The sequence below is a fragment of the Citrobacter sp. MGH100 genome (assembly GCF_001034465.1).
GTDB classification, from domain to species: domain Bacteria; phylum Pseudomonadota; class Gammaproteobacteria; order Enterobacterales; family Enterobacteriaceae; genus Citrobacter; species Citrobacter youngae.
On the sequence record NZ_KQ089802.1, the window covers coordinates 63101 to 78266 of the forward strand.

Genomic DNA, 15166 nt, shown 5'->3' on the forward strand with positions numbered 1-15166 from the left:
CCTATGACACACCACCGGAAAGGCGAAGCGTATTCACTGCTGCATAAGTAAAGAAAAGTACCGACGCTCAAATCGGTACTCCTTGTATGCTAAATACACCCGCACGTCAAATCCCAGAAACGTGTTCAGCGCGAAAACAACGGGTTTTCATGCATAAGTTATTCTGTTGGGACCAGTCTGGGCGTGATAAAAACCACTAACTCACGCCGCTCATCTTCTTTACCATCATGACGAAAAAAATGGCCGAGCAACGGAATGTCGCCGAGTAACGGCACACTGTCAGCTGCTGATTTATTTTTATGTGAAAAAATCCCGCCCAACGCGATCGTTTCGCCGCTCTTAACCTCCACCAGGGTTTCAATTTCCTGCTTATCGATGGCCAGCACTTCGCCATCCGCTTGCTGTAGCACCTGCCCGGGGACATTCTGGCTAATATGCAGTTTCAGTCTGATCCGCCCTTTCTGCAGCACGGTCGGCGTTACCTCCATCCCCAGCATCGCTTCCTTAAATTCGACGGAAGTCGCGCCGCTTTCACCGCTGGAGACCTGATACGGGATTTCACTGCCCTGCTTAATACTGGCAGGTTGCAGATGAGAAGCCAGTAATCGAGGACTGGCAATGATGTCGAGCTGCTGTTTTTGCTCCAATGCGGACAACTCAAGCTCCAGCAAACGACCATTAATGCGGCCAATATTAAATCCCACCCGCGATGTTGCAGTAGACACAGAAAGGTCGCTGGCAAGCGTGGTGACATTCCCCACCGCCCCTGGCAATTGTGCATCTGCCAGCGACCACTTAACCCCCAGCTCACGCAAACTTTTTTCATTAATCGTGACGATATGCGCCGCCAGCTCGACCTGTTCAACGGGCAAGTCCATTTGCGCCACCCACTGTTCCAGTGTGTTTAGCGCAACAGAATTGTCTCGCAGCAGTAAGCGGTTGGTACGTTTATCGACCGTTATACTTCCTTTAGTACTCAGCAGTTTTTCACCGGCTTTGGCCAACTCGGATGCATCGGCATAGTGCAAAATGATGCTGCGATGTTCCAGCGGCAAGCTGGCCTGAATCCGTGCCTGCTCGTTTTCCTGGCGGGCCGCATTTTCACTCTGCCATTGAACAGAATGCACATGCAGAATATTACCCTCCTGGCGTAATACCAGCCCGGCGCTTTTCACAACTGTCTGCAATGCCTGTTTCCAGGGCACATTCGTCAGATGCAATGACAGCACACCGCTAACATCCGGTGACACCACCAGATTTTTCTTCTCCTGCACCGCCAGCGCCTGCAGCACCTGTACAACGGGCACATCATCGACCACCAGCGTCACGTTTTGTGCTTTCCCAGCCAGCACGCTGGGTATTACGGTCATCAGCACGATGACTATCCACCGCTTCATTCGCCTCTCCTTGTCGTTGCCACTGCCACCGTGATGGCTCACAATCATTCCCTGTGTCGATAGTTACGCTTTGGGCTGTCACCTGAGATACCCTCCAGATGCCATTCAGAACATCTCGCTGCTCGACCCTCCGCCATTTGTGTTGACCATCCTGCATAAAACCAATTGAGCGTCCTCCCTGGATCACCGCCCCCTGATAACGCCATGCCGACAACTCAGCCATCCGGCAGAGATCCTCTGGCGGCTGAAAGGGATTGCGCATGCCGGTCAACAACAGCACGCTAAAACACGCGAACAGCCAGCGCTTAGTCATCATTCAGACGCTCCAGGTGTATCGTCAACAACACATCAGCATCTTCTGCACTAAGAGAAAACTGACTCGTACTCATTCCCTGTTCCGCCAGTAGGGCAAACACGTGTGGGACTGCATCCCACGCAGTTTTCAGCGCCAGTTCGCCTCCCCGTACGGAGGGCTGCCAGTGGATCAGACGTGTAAGAGAGCTTTGATATACCAATGGGGAAAAAGGAACCGGCCTCGCTTCAGAGGGAGAAAAGGGTTGTTCAACCGATGACGCCAGCAGATACAGATTGCGCCATTGATCTTGAATCGCCACGCGTTGACGGACTAATGCTGCCTGCTGCACTTTCCGTTGTTGCTCTACAGGATAAAGGCACAACAGCGCAGCCGCGATCAGAACCAACATCCAGCCGCCCCAGCACAAAAGTCGAAACCGCGGCGTCTGCGCTAACCAGCCATCACAAAGCGCCTGCATGCATAACGCTCCGTATCAGACGATAGTGAAACTGCCAGTGTCCCTGCGCATCTTGTCGCGTTTCCCCTGAGCTTCCCAACTGAAACCCAGGGTGTTTACGTAATTGCGTCTCCAGTCTATGAAGCGCAGCAACGTTCAGCGTCAGCCCTGTCAGCTCCAGCGTATCCTGCTGCCAGGTCATTCCTGTTAACCACGCCTGTTCTGGCAGCAACTCGGCCACCCCTTGTAAAACAGACTGCCAGCTTCGCATCTGTTCACGCCGTTTTTCTCTTTGTTGCGCCTGCTGCCATTGTTGTTGACGCTGTTGCAGGCGCGGCTTGAGCGCTATCAGGGTTTCAGCCCGCATTTTTTCGGCATCAGCCAGCAGTAAATCGACCCGATTATCTACGCGAGAAAGCGCGTAATAACCCAACGCGATACCCACAATAACCAGTAAAGATCCACTCAATAATGCTCCCCACCATTGCAGACGGGCATACCGCCGCGACTGACGCCAGGGCAAAAGGTTGATGTTCGCCGCCATCAGTACACACCTCCCATCGCCAGCCCAAGCGCAACAGCAAAGTTGTGGCTTTCCGTTGGAATCGGTGGCTGGCGGACGGACACCGCATTAAAGGGATCAAAGCCACCAGCGTCACATAGCGCAATATCCACAGGGCAAAGAGATAATGCCGCGGCAAGCGCGTCAATATCGTCAATTTCCCCCGTCGATTTACGTCCCCATGCCGTGCGGCTCGCCCAGAGCCATTGGGTATCGTCACGCCATGCCAGACACGATTGATGCACGGGTAAATAAGGAATTAATCGCTGCAAGGCACTGGCATCCGGCGTAATGGCCGTAACCTGTACTTTCAGGGGATGCATCAGTGTCAGGAGTGCCGATATTTCTTTGCTTTGTGCCGCCGTCACGTTAAACGCCGGGCTTAGCGTGTCTTCGCTATAATCAAACTGCAGCGCATCCGGCTCCATATCCAGTTCGCGAGCCATTGCCCCAGACAACCATGCCGTTTGCTCTGGTTCGCGTAGGGTCATTGCTGGACGGGGTAACTTTTTTTGTAACGTCCTGTTGGCAGGAAAAGAAAGGTGAATATGGTGCCTGTGCGGTAGTTCACGGCTCCACGGCAGGAGCACCGCAGTAAGCTGTTCCGGCTCACGAATGTGCCCATCGACGACAACCTGATGTGCCAGCGGCATACGCCACCAGCGTTGTAGGACCCAACCGGATGCGTCACGAACGATAGCGACAGCCAGCGCATCATGTTGCTGAATATGCAGACCAATTTTCCATATACGAAAAGCCATTGCTGATGATCTCCTTATCACCCGTTCCTTCAACGGGTATATCAATGCGTCTGGCTTGCCTTTATACTACCGCGCGTTTGTTTATAAACTGCCCAAATGCCACTAAATGGGAAATCTCCAGTGAAGTTCGTAAAGTATTTATTAATCCTTGCAGTATGTTGCATCCTGCTGGGAGCAGGCTCGATCTATGGCCTTTATCGCTATATCGAGCCACAATTACCTGACGTCGCGACGCTAAAAGATGTGCGTCTGCAGATCCCAATGCAGGTTTACAGTGCTGACGGCGAACTCATCGCGCAATATGGCGAGAAACGTCGAATTCCGGTTACGCTGGATCAAATGCCGCCGGTAATGGTTAAAGCCTTTATCGCCACAGAAGACAGCCGCTTCTATGAGCACCACGGGGTGGACCCGGTGGGGATCTTCCGTGCGGCCAGCGTCGCGTTGTTCTCCGGCCACGCCTCACAAGGGGCCAGTACCATTACCCAACAGTTGGCGAGAAACTTCTTCCTGAGTCCGGAACGTACGCTGATGCGTAAGATCAAAGAAGTGTTCCTGGCTATTCGTATTGAGCAATTGCTGAGTAAAGACGAGATCCTCGAGCTTTATCTGAACAAGATCTATCTGGGGTATCGCGCCTATGGCGTGGGTGCTGCCGCGCAGGTCTATTTCGGCAAGACAGTTGATCAACTCAGCTTAAGTGAAATCGCGGTGATCGCCGGTCTGCCAAAAGCGCCGTCAACCTTCAACCCGCTCTATTCGATGGACCGGGCAACTGCGCGCCGTAACGTTGTACTGTCGCGTATGTTGAGCGAAAACTACATCACCCAGGCCCAGTACGATCAGGCGCGAGGCGAGGCCATTGACGCCAACTACCACGCGCCGGAAATCGCTTTCTCTGCACCGTATCTGTCTGAAATGGTGCGCCAGGAGATGTATAACCGTTATGGTGAGAAAGCCTATGAAGACGGGTATCGCATCACCACCACCATTACACGCAAAGTACAGCAGGCGGCTCAGCAGGCAGTACGTAACAACGTGATGGATTACGACATGCGCCACGGCTACCGCGGCCCGTCGAACGTGCTGTGGAAAGTGGGCGAAAGTAGTTGGGACAGCAAAAAAATCACCGATACGCTAAAAGCGCTACCGACCTACGGCCCGCTGCTGCCCGCGGTTGTCACCAGCGCCAACCCACAGGAAGCGACCGCTGCGTTGGCGGATGGAACATCGGTGTCATTACGTATGGAAGGTATGCGCTGGGCGCGTCCTTATCGTTCGGATACTCAACAAGGCCCAACACCGCGTAAAGTGACCGACGTAGTACAGACTGGCCAGCAAATCTGGGTACGCCAGGTGGGAGATGCCTGGTGGCTGGCGCAAGTGCCGGACGTTAACTCCGCACTGGTTTCTATTAACCCGCAAAACGGCGCAGTGCTGGCACTGGTGGGGGGTTTTGATTTCAACCAGAGCAAGTTTAACCGTGCAACCCAGGCGTTACGCCAGGTGGGTTCTAACATCAAACCTTTCCTGTATACCGCCGCGATGGATAAAGGCCTGACGCTGGCAAGTATGCTGAATGACGTACCGATTTCCCGTTGGGATGCCGGTGCAGGTTCTGACTGGCAGCCAAAAAACTCACCGCCGCAATATGCTGGCCCTATCCGCTTACGTCAGGGGCTCGGCCAGTCGAAAAACGTGGTGATGGTTCGTGCCATGCGCGCAATGGGTGTGGATTACGCGGCAGAGTATCTGCAGCGTTTCGGCTTTCCGGCACAGAATATTGTGCATACTGAATCACTGGCGCTGGGCTCAGCCTCGTTCACTCCGCTGCAGGTTGCTCGCGGTTACGCGGTAATGGCAAACGGCGGGTTCCTGGTCGACCCGTATTTCATCAGTAAGATTGAAAGCGATATGGGTGGCGTTATCTTTGAGGCGAAGCCAAAAATTGCCTGCCCGGAATGTGATATCCCGGTAATTTACGGCGATACGCAGAAGTCTAACGTGCTGGAAAACAGTAACGTTGAAGATGTTGCGGTATCTCAGGAACAACAAAACGCCGCCGTGCCAATGCCACAGCTTGAGCAAGCTAACCAGGCGCTGGTCGCACAAAGCGGCACGCAAGAATACGCACCGCACGTCATCAACACGCCGCTGGCCTTCCTGATCAAGAGCGCGTTGAACACCAATATCTTTGGTGAACCAGGCTGGATGGGAACCGGCTGGCGTGCAGGACGCGATTTACAGCGCCATGACATCGGCGGGAAAACCGGGACAACCAACAGCTCGAAAGATGCATGGTTCTCCGGCTACGGCCCAGGGGTGGTGACCTCGGTATGGATCGGGTTTGATGATCATCGCCGCGATCTCGGACATACGACGGCATCCGGCGCGATCAAAGACCAAATCTCCGGCTACGAAGGCGGTGCCAAGAGTGCGCAGCCTGCATGGGATGCCTACATGAAGAGTGTATTAGAAGGTGTTCCTGAGCAGCCGCTGACACCACCACCGGGTATCGTTACCGTCAATATCGATCGTAGCACCGGCCAACTGGCAAACGGCGGTAACAGCCGTGCAGAGTATTTCATTGAAGGTACTCAGCCAACGCAACAGGCGGTACATGAGGTGGGGACAACCATTATTGATAATGGTGAGACGCACGAGTTGTTCTAATCTTTTGCCGGATGACGCTTCGCTTATCCGGCCTACATTTTCGGCACAATTGTTTGATATTGCTGGATGTTGTAGGCCGGATAAGGCGACATCCACCATCCGGCAATGTCGATTAAAACCGCCCCTGCCCTTTCAGCCATTCGCGTACCAGGAACAGCGCACTGACATTACGCGCTTCGTGGAAGTCAGGGTCTTCTAACAGATCCATCAAATGCGCCAGCGGCCAGCGCACCTGTGGCAATGGCTCGGGCTCATCACCTTCCAGCGACTCAGGATAAAGATCCTCAGCGACCACAATATTCATCTTGCTGGAGAAATAGGAAGGCGCCATGCTGAGTTTTTTCAAAAACGTCAGGTCCTTCGCACCGTATCCCACTTCTTCTTTCAGTTCCCGGTTAGCCGCTTCAAACACGCTTTCACCCGGATCGATTAACCCTTTGGAAAAACCAAGCTCGTAGGATTCAGTTCCGACCGCATATTCGCGAATGAGGATCAGGTGGTCATCCACAATCGGCACAATCATTACCGCTTCGCGCGTGGATGGGCGCATACGCTCATAAACACGACGTACGCCGTTGCTGAACTCAAGGTCCACGCTTTCGACTTTAAATAGCCGGGATTGTGCGACGGTTTCCACTTTCAAAATCGTGGGCTTTTGTAATGATTTGCTCATCATGAGGATCTTTGCTGTGAAATCTGGGGTTATTGTGCGATATACAGCACGGTTTCGGCAATGTGAATTGCCGTTTATTTACATTTATGTAACGTACTAAAAGTTAATCCCTATTTCAAATTAAAAGTCAATAGGTTGAAATAACTCCAGGAATTTGCTGATATTCCGTTTTTGGTGATTTTGCTATTATTCGCATTTATTGGGCTGTACTTAAAGATGCTCAAGTTCAACTCCACACTTGCCGATAGCCAACCACAGAATCACGAATATTGAACAGGGTGCGACTGACCACGCCTGACAGACTAAGTAAGATGGGGAAAGCATGAGCACCATTCTGATTTTTTTAGCTGCTTTGCTGGCCTGCTCATTGCTTGCAGGGTGGCGATTCAGATCAAAATTCAGACAACAAAAATTACCGTTGAGCAACGTCTTCTCTGACGCCTCTAAGCGTAAACTAACACCCGAAGAACGTGGCGCGGTCGAAAACTATCTCGAAAACCTCAGTCAAATTCAGCAGGTACCTGGCCCAACAGGTGCCAGTTCAGCACCGGTATCGTTAACCCTGAATGCCCAAAGTAATAGCGTCATCGTACTGACGCATTCAATTACGCGCTATGGCATCACCACCGACGATCCGAATAAATGGCGCTACTATCTCGACTCCGTCGAAGTGCATTTGCCTCCCTTCTGGGAACAATACATCAATGACGAAAACAGCGTTGAGCTGATCCACACCAATACGCTGCCGCTGGTTATCTCGTTGAACGGTCATACGTTGAAAGAGTATATGCAGGAAGCGCGCGGCTACGCCCTACAGCACACCGCATCTACTCAGGCATCTATTCGTGGTGAAGAAAGCGAGCAGATTGAACTGCTGAATATTCGTCAGGAAACGCATGAAGAATATGCTCTCAGCCGCCCGTCGGGATTGCGCGAAGCGTTACTGATTGCTGCCTCATTCCTGCTGTTCTTTTTCTGTTTAATCATGCCAGACACGTTCGTACCGTGGACCGCCGGTGGCGCGGTGTTGCTGCTGGCTGCGGGTCTGTGGGGCCTGTTTGCACCACCGTCTAAAACGGCTCTACGAGAAATCCACTGTCTGCGTGGCACTCCACGTCGCTGGGGGCTGTTTGGTGAAAACGATCAGGAGCAAATTAATAATATCTCCCTGGGTATTATTGACCTGATTTATCCACCACACTGGCAACCTTACATTGCACAGGACCTTGGCCAGCAAACGGATATTGATATCTATCTGGATCGCCATGTTGTCCGCCAGGGGCGTTTTTTATCTTTGCATGACGAGGTGAAAAACTTCCCGTTGCAACACTGGCTACGCAGCGCCGTCATTGCCGGCGGTTCGTTGCTGGTATTGCTAATGCTGCTGTTTTGGGTCCCGTTGGATATGCCAATTAAACTTACGCTTTCCTGGATGAAAGGGGCGCAAACTGTTGAGGCCACCAGCGTTAAGCAACTGGAAAAGGCAGGCGTTCGCGTGGGCGACACGCTGCATCTGAGTGGCACGGGGATGTGTAACATCCACACTCAGGGGAGCTGGAACGCACAACCCGCGACACCTTTTATGCCATTTGATTGTTCGCAGATTATCTGGAATGACGCGCGCGCCCTGCCGCTGCCTGAGTCCGACCTGGTCAATAAGGCGACCGCACTGACCCAAAGCGTTAGCCGCCAACTGCATCCCAAACCCGACGATGACTCTCGCGTCAGCTCATCATTACGCTCAGCCATTCAGAAGTCCGGCATGGTATTGCTGGATGATTTTGGCGATATTGTCCTGAAAACCGCCGATTTGTGTGCCGCCGAAGATGAATGCGTTCGCCTGAAAAATGCCCTGGTTAACCTGGGTAACAGTAAGGACTGGAACGCTCTGGTTAAGCGAGCAAACGCCGGGAAACTGGATGGTGTGAATGTGCTGTTGCGCCCGGTAAGCGCCGAATCACTGGATAACCTGGTGAATACCTCTACGGCACCGTTCATTTCACGCGAGACCGCCCGGGCGGCTCAGGCACTGAATAGCCCTGCCCCCGGTGGTTTCCTGATTATCAGTGACGAAGGCAGCGACCTGGTTGATCAGCCCTGGCCGGCGACCTCGTTGTACGACTATCCGCCACAAGAGCAATGGAACGCTTTCCAGCGCCTTGCCCAGATGTTGATGCAAACGCCATTTCGCGCTGAAGGGATTGTCACCAACATCTCGACCGACGCCAACGGTACCCAGCACATTGGCCTGCACCGGATCCCGGATCGTTCAGGTTTATGGCGTTACCTTGGCACCACGCTGCTGATGCTCTCCATGCTGGGATGCGCTATCTACAACAGCGTTCAGGCATTCAGACGCTACCAGCGTCATCGTTCGCGCATCGCGGAAATTCAGGAATATTACGAGAGTTGCCTGAATCCAACGCTGCTTGAAGACCCAGAAAGCCTGATTCGATAACACGCCCGCGCGACGGAATATGCTACCCTGTCGCGCATCTTATTTTCCTCTGGGGAGTTTCCATGCACATAGATATTGCCTGGCAGGACGTCGACACCGTTCTGCTGGATATGGACGGTACGCTGCTCGATCTGGCATTCGATAACTATTTCTGGCAAAAACTGGTGCCGGAAACCTACGGCGCGCAGCAGGGTATCTCTCCCCAGGAAGCCCAGGAATTCATTCGTCAGCAGTATCATGCCGTACAGCATACGCTAAACTGGTACTGCCTGGATTACTGGAGCGAACGCCTGGGTCTGGATATATGCGCCATGACAACCGCACAGGGACCACGCGCCGTACTGCGTGAAGATACGGTACCGTTCCTTGATGCCCTAAAAGCGAGCGGCAAACGTCGTATTTTGCTCACCAATGCGCATCCGCATAACCTGGCGGTGAAGCTTCAGCATACCGGTCTGGCCTCACACCTTGATTTATTACTTTCCACCCACACATTTGGTTATCCCAAAGAGGATCAGCGGTTATGGCACGCTGTCGCTGAAGAAACGGGAATGAGTGCAGAGAAGACGTTGTTTATTGACGACAGCGAACCAATTCTCGACGCCGCTGCTCAATTCGGCATTCGTTACTGCCTCGGCGTAACCAATCCCGACTCAGGTACAGCGGAAAAACAGTACGCACGCCATCCGTCACTGAATGACTACCGCCGACTGATCCCCTCACTGATGTGAAGGAGACGCCATGAAAGAGAAGCCCCCTGTCGAAGTCAGGCTGGATAAATGGCTGTGGGCAGCACGCTTTTATAAAACGCGCGCAGTCGCCCGCGAAATGGTTGAAGGCGGTAAGGTGCATTACAACGGGCAGCGCAGCAAGCCGAGTAAGATTGTCGAGCTAAATGCCACCCTCACCCTGCGCCAGGGGAATGACGAACGAACGGTCATTATTAAAGCCATTAGCGAGCAGCGCCGCCCGGCAACTGAAGCCGTTATGCTGTATGAAGAAACCGCAGAAAGCGTGGAAAAACGCGAAAAAATGGCGCTGGCGCGTAAACTTAACGCGTTAACCATGCCGCACCCGGACAGGCGACCGGACAAAAAAGAGCGCCGCGACCTGTTACGATTTAAACATGGCGACAGCGAGTGACTGTCACCTGCAAGAGAGATGATTATGCCGCAACATGACCAATTACATCGTTATCTGTTTGAAAACTTTGCCGTGCGCGGCGAACTGGTAACCGTTTCGCAAACCCTGCAACAGATCCTCGAAAATCATACTTACCCACAGCCGGTCAAAACCGTGCTGGCGGAGCTGCTGGTTGCCACCAGCCTGCTGACCGCGACGCTGAAGTTTGCCGGTGATATCACCGTACAACTGCAGGGCGACGGTCCGTTGAGCCTGGCGGTCATTAACGGCAACAACAACCAGCAGATGCGCGGCGTGGCTCGTATACAAGGCGATATCCCTGAAGATGCCGATCTGAAAACACTGGTTGGCAACGGCTATCTGGTGATCACTATTACACCGGAAGAAGGCGAACGCTATCAGGGCGTGGTCGGTCTGGAAGGTGACACGCTGGCGGCCTGCCTGGAAGATTACTTCATGCGTTCAGAACAGCTGCCGACGCGTCTGTTTATCCGCACTGGCGACGTCGACGGTAAACCTGCTGCTGGCGGTATGCTGTTGCAGGTCATGCCAGCGCAAAACGCACAGGCAGATGATTTCGATCACCTTGCCGCACTGACAGAAACCATCAAAGCCGAAGAGTTGCTGACGCTGCCAGCCAACGAAGTTCTGTGGCGTTTGTACCACGAAGAAGAAGTCACCCTCTACGATCCTCAGGATGTTGAGTTCAAATGCACCTGTTCACGCGAACGCTGCGCGGGCGCTCTGAAAACGCTGCCGGATGAAGAAGTTGACAGCATTCTGGCAGAAGAAGGTGAAATCGATATGCACTGCGATTATTGCGGTAGCCACTATCTGTTTAACGCCATGGATATTGCAGAGATCCGCAGCAACGCCTCCCCTGCCGATCCACAGGTGCATTAATCCCCGTTTTGCCCGGTGGCGCAACGCTTATCGGGCCTACGGTAAAACTTTTGTCGGCCGGATGAGGCGCTCGCGCCGCCATCCGGCAACAGATTCACTCATTGTAATAAGTCATCGGCAGTCGTTTGCCATTAATGGTGATATCCCGCCAGACTCTTGAAGCCGAATCCAGTTGATGATTCGCCAGCGCCTGCAGCAGTTGATCCTTATTGAATCCCTCCGGTAGCCGGGCTGTCGCGATCAACACCCATTTGTTCTCCTTAACGCCAAAGACCAGGCTCTCCCCATCGCCAAAAGCATACAATACTTGCTCGGGCTGCCCATCCGCGTTGAGATCCTGATCCACCAACACACACGCATCCTGCTCAATACAGGAGGCGATCCGGTAGCGCTGCCCCTTTAAAAACGTCCAAAACGCGTCATCGGGCTTCTTGCTTCCCGGTGCAATCATCACCTTCGGCGCTAACTGCGTTGCCGTCAGCTCATTTACCGGATCGCGATGCCCCCGCAGGATGGCATTTAAATCACGCCTGCGCTTGCTGTCTTTGTTGAATACATCGTCTTTTTGCAATGCTTCCAGTGCGGCGCGACCGGGTTTTCCGCTGTGATCCAGCATATACAGACTGACCTGGTCAGCCGTAATTTTCCCGCTGTAGTAGCGCCCTATATGGCTGTTGACGCTAATACGCCAAACATCAATGACCGGCGACGTCAGCAGAATCAACAGGCCCAATGTCAGGAGCGAAACGCCAAGAATGACCTTTCCCTGAATATCGAGCGGGTTGCCTCCAGCGCGCAAAATACTGACCAGATAGCCGAGGGACCACACCAGTAATACAAAGACCACCAATGCGCCATACAAACGCTCAGGCGTCCAGCCATACTGATGAATTCTCAGCCACATTGCCCAACCGGCAATCAGCATATAGAGAGGAGCAACAACCAGTGAAGCGTTAATCAAGTAACATAATGCGCCAGGATAAGGTAACGCCTCTTTGTGCGGCTCGCGCACAATGGCCATCAGCAACAGGAAGATCAGCGTCAACGTGGACATCAGGCCAGCCGCTGACACGCGCTGTGAGATAGCGTCCAGTCCGGTAAAAGGCAGGGTCAGCATAAACATCAGCGCTAACAGTGCAACCAGCGGGAGTAAACCTGTGGCAAGGAACGTCAGCAACTTTTGCACCGCAGCAACCAGACGCGACTGCGTACGTGCCAGCACTACTGCCAGTGCGGTGATCAGACCTAAAGCCAAATAAACAAACCAGTCAGTCTCAAAGAAAAGCGTGTTGAAGAAGGTGATTCCGACCAGTTGAAACATTTCACTCCACAGCAGGAGCACCAGCCAGAACAGGCCGTTGGCCACAAAAGCGATCAGCAGCGTCAGCGAGTTAAGCCACAGGTAGGTATAAAACTGCGGATAGCGAGCCTGTTCACGACGGGCATGAAGTTGATATTGAATCCACGGTAAAGCCAGCATCGCCATCAACAGTAAGCGCCAGCCGTAGGCAAAAAAAATGTCATCCTGCCGCCATCTGTCACTGTCTGCCACACTCCATTTCAGCCACACACTCATCGCCAGCACAACCACACAGATCAACGCCATCCAGCACCATAGAGCACGTTGCTTAAATGAGACGACAGTCAGCAAAAGCGCAGAGGAGAGCGCAATCGTTACGGGCATCCCGTAGAACAGCCAGTCACTGTTCTGCGGCGCAAGATACGCCATCAGCAGGTAGCACACACACCCTTGTAGCAGTCCGATAAAGATCATGCCCCAGCGGGTCGTTGGTGAAAGCTCAACACTGTCCATGTCGTTTTCCAGAAAGAAGAGAAAATCTAATTATCGCATCAACTTCACAAATATGAGTATTTGTCGGTCCATTTCGGAGCCCAACTGCGCGAGGTGAATCGATATTGTTTATGTTTGAGTTACGTTTTTTTCTTACATGAATGCGATTACACTCACAAGATTCCCGCCAAAAACACTCTCTATTAACGTTTTAAGAACATTTTCCACAACAAAAAAGGGTTTCCTGCCATAATATCCGCCTCTTTGTGACAGGAGTCGCAGCGTATTCGGTTATTCGTGGAATCACCGGATGCGTAAATCTATGAGCCTTGTCGCGGTTAGCAATCCCTAAAAAACCTTACTATTCCAGGTAATACATATTGGCTAAGGAGCAGTGAAATGCGTGTGAACAACAGTTTAACCCCGCAAGATCTCAAGGCTTATGGTATCAATGACGTTCAGGATATCGTTTACAATCCAGACTACGACACGCTTTATCAGGAAGAACTTGATCCAAACCTGGAAGGTTATGAGCGTGGCGTGTTAACGAATCTGGGCGCCGTTGCAGTTGATACCGGTATCTTTACCGGACGTTCGCCAAAGGATAAGTACATTGTCCGTGACGACACCACACGAGATACACTCTGGTGGTCCGACAAAGGTAAAGGTAAGAACGACAACAAACCGCTTTCCCAGGAAACCTGGCAGCATTTGAAAGGGTTAGTCACCCATCAACTCTCCGGCAAACGTCTGTTTATCATTGATGCTTTCTGCGGTGCTAATGCGGATACCCGTCTTTCCGTGCGCTTCATTACCGAAGTCGCCTGGCAGGCACATTTTGTCAAAAATATGTTCATCCGCCCGAGCGACGAAGAACTGGTTGATTTCAAACCTGATTTCATCGTGATGAACGGTGCAAAATGCACTAACCCACAGTGGAAAGAACAAGGTCTGAACTCCGAAAACTTCGTGGCGTTTAACCTGACTGAACGCATTCAGTTAATTGGCGGCACCTGGTACGGCGGCGAGATGAAGAAAGGTATGTTCTCCGTCATGAACTACCTGCTGCCGCTGAAAGGCATTGCATCCATGCACTGCTCGGCAAACGTCGGTGAAAAAGGGGATGTGGCGGTCTTCTTTGGCCTGTCCGGTACCGGTAAAACCACGCTGTCCACCGACCCGAAACGCCGCCTGATTGGCGATGACGAACACGGCTGGGATGACGACGGCGTATTTAACTTCGAAGGCGGTTGCTACGCGAAGACCATCAAACTGTCTAAAGATGCTGAGCCGGAAATCTACAACGCGATCCGCCGTGATGCCCTGCTGGAAAACGTCACCGTGCGCGAAGATGGTTCTATCGACTTCGATGATGGTTCCAAAACCGAGAACACCCGCGTGTCCTACCCGATTTATCACATCGACAATATCGTTAAGCCGGTGTCAAAAGCGGGTCATGCAACCAAAGTCATCTTCCTGACCGCCGACGCATTTGGCGTACTGCCACCGGTTTCTCGCCTGACGGCGGACCAAACCCAGTACCACTTCCTGTCTGGCTTTACCGCCAAACTGGCTGGCACCGAGCGTGGCGTCACTGAGCCTACGCCAACCTTCTCTGCCTGTTTCGGCGCGGCATTCCTGTCGCTGCACCCAACGCAGTACGCAGAAGTACTGGTGAAACGCATGCAGGCGGCTGGTGCACAGGCTTATCTGGTGAATACCGGCTGGAACGGCACCGGCAAGCGTATCTCAATCAAAGATACCCGTGCGATTATCGACGCCATCCTGAACGGATCTCTGGATAACGCGGAAACGTTCCGTCTGCCGATGTTTGACCTGGCAATCCCAACCGAGCTGCCGGGTGTGGATACGCGTATTCTCGATCCGCGTAATACCTACGCATCCCCGGAGCAGTGGCAAGAAAAAGCCAACGCACTGGCGAAACTGTTTATCGAGAACTTCGAGAAGTACACCGACACCCCTGCGGGCGAAGCGCTGGTTAGCGCCGGACCGAAGCTGTAACGAAAAGTGCCGGATGGCGGCTTCGCCTTA

Annotated in this window: 13 protein-coding genes; 6 read left to right on the plus strand and 7 right to left on the minus strand. The window is 52.8% G+C overall.

Annotated features, from left to right (window positions below; genetic code table 11):
- Positions 1-158 precede the first annotated feature (158 nt).
- From hofQ to SK32_RS18255, 5 genes are read right to left on the minus strand one after another with little or no spacing between them, the layout of a single operon-like run.
- Complete coding sequence (hofQ, locus tag SK32_RS18240; RefSeq protein WP_048213546.1) at positions 159-1397, minus strand: DNA uptake porin HofQ; 1239 nt, start codon at positions 1395-1397, stop codon at positions 159-161.
- A complete protein-coding gene (locus SK32_RS25135; RefSeq protein WP_075551437.1) occupies positions 1309-1713 on the minus strand; it encodes a HofP DNA utilization family protein in 405 nt (134 codons plus the stop codon). Before SK32_RS25135 ends, hofQ begins: the two co-directional genes overlap by 89 nt.
- On the minus strand, positions 1703-2101 hold the full coding sequence (locus SK32_RS18245) for a HofO family protein (protein WP_231591588.1): 399 nt from the start codon (positions 2099-2101) through the stop codon (positions 1703-1705). The genes SK32_RS25135 and SK32_RS18245 overlap by 11 nt, the downstream gene beginning before the upstream one ends.
- A 52-nt stretch (positions 2102-2153) precedes the next feature.
- Entirely contained in the window at positions 2154-2693 is a 540-nt protein-coding gene (locus tag SK32_RS18250) for a PilN domain-containing protein (RefSeq protein ID WP_048213548.1), read from the minus strand.
- Complete coding sequence (locus tag SK32_RS18255; RefSeq protein WP_048213549.1) at positions 2693-3472, minus strand: type IV pilus biogenesis protein PilM; 780 nt, start codon at positions 3470-3472, stop codon at positions 2693-2695. Before SK32_RS18255 ends, SK32_RS18250 begins: the two co-directional genes overlap by 1 nt.
- Positions 3473-3592: 120 nt before the next feature.
- Between SK32_RS18255 and mrcA the strand changes: the two genes are divergently transcribed.
- On the plus strand, positions 3593-6145 hold the full coding sequence (gene mrcA / locus SK32_RS18260; RefSeq protein ID WP_048213550.1) for a peptidoglycan glycosyltransferase/peptidoglycan DD-transpeptidase MrcA: 2553 nt from the start codon (positions 3593-3595) through the stop codon (positions 6143-6145).
- A 112-nt stretch (positions 6146-6257) separates the two neighbouring features.
- Here mrcA and nudE read toward each other — a convergent pair whose 3' ends face one another.
- Positions 6258-6818, minus strand: a complete 561-nt coding sequence (gene nudE / locus SK32_RS18265; protein WP_048213799.1) for an ADP compounds hydrolase NudE — start codon at positions 6816-6818, stop codon at positions 6258-6260.
- A 322-nt stretch (positions 6819-7140) separates the two neighbouring features.
- On the opposite strand from nudE, the gene igaA reads away from it, so the two are divergent.
- The 4 genes from igaA to hslO all read left to right on the plus strand — a co-directional run bounded on the left by igaA (position 7141) and on the right by hslO (position 11322).
- On the plus strand, positions 7141-9276 hold the full coding sequence (igaA, locus tag SK32_RS18270) for an intracellular growth attenuator protein IgaA (protein ID WP_048213551.1): 2136 nt from the start codon (positions 7141-7143) through the stop codon (positions 9274-9276).
- Between the two features lie 62 nt (positions 9277-9338).
- Complete coding sequence (yrfG, locus tag SK32_RS18275; RefSeq protein ID WP_048213552.1) at positions 9339-10007, plus strand: GMP/IMP nucleotidase; 669 nt, start codon at positions 9339-9341, stop codon at positions 10005-10007.
- A 10-nt stretch (positions 10008-10017) separates the two neighbouring features.
- Positions 10018-10419 carry a ribosome-associated heat shock protein Hsp15 gene (gene hslR, locus SK32_RS18280; protein WP_048213553.1) on the plus strand — a complete coding sequence of 134 codons (402 nt, stop codon included), beginning with the start codon at positions 10018-10020 and terminating at the stop codon, positions 10417-10419.
- A 24-nt stretch (positions 10420-10443) separates the two neighbouring features.
- Complete coding sequence (gene hslO / locus SK32_RS18285) at positions 10444-11322, plus strand: Hsp33 family molecular chaperone HslO (RefSeq protein ID WP_005121631.1); 879 nt, start codon at positions 10444-10446, stop codon at positions 11320-11322.
- Between the two features lie 94 nt (positions 11323-11416).
- Here hslO and SK32_RS18290 read toward each other — a convergent pair whose 3' ends face one another.
- Complete coding sequence (locus SK32_RS18290) at positions 11417-13135, minus strand: DUF4153 domain-containing protein (protein WP_048213554.1); 1719 nt, start codon at positions 13133-13135, stop codon at positions 11417-11419.
- 378 nt (positions 13136-13513) lie between these two features.
- On the opposite strand from SK32_RS18290, the gene pckA reads away from it, so the two are divergent.
- On the plus strand, positions 13514-15136 hold the full coding sequence (gene pckA / locus SK32_RS18295) for a phosphoenolpyruvate carboxykinase (ATP) (protein ID WP_048213555.1): 1623 nt from the start codon (positions 13514-13516) through the stop codon (positions 15134-15136).
- The last annotated feature ends 30 nt before the right edge of the window (positions 15137-15166 follow it).

What these genes read in the sequence shown, in the direction of transcription:
- igaA (WP_048213551.1), top strand. Translation starts at nt 7,141, where the DNA reads ATGAGCACCATTCTGATTTTTTTAGCTGCTTTGCTGGCCTGCTCATTG.
- SK32_RS18250 (WP_048213548.1), bottom strand. Translation starts at nt 2,693, where the DNA reads ATGGCGGCGAACATCAACCTTTTGCCCTGGCGTCAGTCGCGGCGGTAT.
- SK32_RS18255 (WP_048213549.1), bottom strand. Translation starts at nt 3,472, where the DNA reads ATGGCTTTTCGTATATGGAAAATTGGTCTGCATATTCAGCAACATGAT.
- pckA (WP_048213555.1), top strand. Translation starts at nt 13,514, where the DNA reads ATGCGTGTGAACAACAGTTTAACCCCGCAAGATCTCAAGGCTTATGGT.
- yrfG (WP_048213552.1), top strand. Translation starts at nt 9,339, where the DNA reads ATGCACATAGATATTGCCTGGCAGGACGTCGACACCGTTCTGCTGGAT.
- nudE (WP_048213799.1), bottom strand. Translation starts at nt 6,818, where the DNA reads ATGAGCAAATCATTACAAAAGCCCACGATTTTGAAAGTGGAAACCGTC.
- SK32_RS18290 (WP_048213554.1), bottom strand. Translation starts at nt 13,135, where the DNA reads ATGGACAGTGTTGAGCTTTCACCAACGACCCGCTGGGGCATGATCTTT.
- hofQ (WP_048213546.1), bottom strand. Translation starts at nt 1,397, where the DNA reads ATGAAGCGGTGGATAGTCATCGTGCTGATGACCGTAATACCCAGCGTG.
- hslO (WP_005121631.1), top strand. Translation starts at nt 10,444, where the DNA reads ATGCCGCAACATGACCAATTACATCGTTATCTGTTTGAAAACTTTGCC.
- SK32_RS25135 (WP_075551437.1), bottom strand. Translation starts at nt 1,713, where the DNA reads ATGATGACTAAGCGCTGGCTGTTCGCGTGTTTTAGCGTGCTGTTGTTG.
- hslR (WP_048213553.1), top strand. Translation starts at nt 10,018, where the DNA reads ATGAAAGAGAAGCCCCCTGTCGAAGTCAGGCTGGATAAATGGCTGTGG.
- SK32_RS18245 (WP_231591588.1), bottom strand. Translation starts at nt 2,101, where the DNA reads ATGTTGGTTCTGATCGCGGCTGCGCTGTTGTGCCTTTATCCTGTAGAG.